The 1,415-nt window shown below is 62.3% G+C and carries 1 protein-coding gene; it reads left to right on the top strand.

Annotated features, from left to right (window positions below; genetic code table 11):
* A partial coding sequence (glgB, locus tag ACI2JR_RS28260; RefSeq protein WP_462480107.1) for a 1,4-alpha-glucan branching enzyme occupies positions 1-1,415 on the top strand: 1,415 nt, incomplete at both ends.

The following is a 1,415-nucleotide window of genomic DNA, read 5'->3' as shown; positions in this document are numbered from 1 at the left end:
CGGCATACCGATAACAATTTCTGGCTCAGCTACCGCGAGCTGGCGGACCAGCTGGTGCCCTATGCCCGATGGATGGGCTTCACCCATCTCGAACTGCTGCCGGTGAACGAACACCCGTTTGACGGCAGCTGGGGCTATCAGCCCACCGGGCTGTACGCGCCGACCCGCCGCTTCGGCACCCGGGAAGATTTCCGCTACTTCCTCCATGCCGCGCATGCCGCCGGCCTGAACGTGATCCTCGACTGGGTGCCGGGCCACTTCCCGGCGGATGACTTCGCCCTGGCGTTGTTTGACGGCACCGCGCTGTATGAGCACAGCGACCCGCGCGAAGGCTATCACCAGGACTGGAACACGCTGATCTATAACTACGGCCGCCGTGAAGTCAGCAACTTCCTGGTGGGGAACGCGCTGTACTGGATCGAGCGTTTCGGCATCGATGCGCTGCGGGTGGATGCGGTGGCGTCGATGATCTACCGCGACTACAGCCGCAAGCAGGGCGAGTGGGTGCCCAACGAGTACGGCGGCCGGGAAAACCTCGAGGCGATCGAGTTCCTGCGCAATACCAACCGGGTGCTGGGCGAGCAGACGCCGGGGGCGGTGACCATGGCGGAGGAATCCACCGATTTTGCCGGCGTCTCGCGTCCTGCGTCGACGGGCGGCCTCGGCTTCTGGTTCAAATGGAACCTCGGCTGGATGCACGACACCCTCGACTATATGCAGCTTGACCCGATCTATCGCCGGCATCATCACGACAAGATGACCTTCGGCATGCTCTACAACTACACCGAGAACTTCGTCCTGCCGCTGTCGCATGATGAAGTGGTCCACGGTAAAAAATCGCTTCTTGACCGCATGCCCGGGGATGCGTGGCAGAAGTTCGCCAACCTGCGCGCCTACTACGGCTGGATGTTCGCCTTCCCGGGGAAAAAACTGCTGTTTATGGGCAACGAATTCGCCCAGGGGCGGGAGTGGAACCACGACGCCAGCCTCGACTGGCATCTGCTGGAAGGGGGCGACAACTGGCATCACGGGGTGCAGCGTCTGGTGCGCGATCTGAACCATACCTATCGTCATCATAAGGCGCTGCACGAGCTGGACTTTGACCCGTACGGCTTTGAGTGGCTGGTTGTCGATGACCATGAACGGTCGGTGTTTATCTTTGTCCGTCGCGATAAGGCCGGGAACGAGATAATCGTGGCGAGCAACTTCACGCCGGTGCCGCGTCACGGCTATCGCTTCGGGGTTAATCAGCCGGGGCGCTGGCGTGAAGAGCTGAACACCGACTCGATGCACTACCACGGGAGCAATACCGGCAACGGCGGCGGCGTGGCAAGCGAGGCGATCGCCAGCCACGGGCGGGAGCATTCGCTGTCGGTGACGCTGCCGCCGCTGGCGACAATCTGGCTGGTGCGGGA

It is taken from the genome of Klebsiella sp. NPDC088457 (assembly GCF_044900465.1).
In the GTDB taxonomy this organism is placed as follows: Bacteria; Pseudomonadota; Gammaproteobacteria; order Enterobacterales; family Enterobacteriaceae; genus Klebsiella.
The sequence above is the reverse complement of the archived record's forward strand: the minus strand, read 5'-3'. Positions and strand labels throughout refer to the sequence as shown.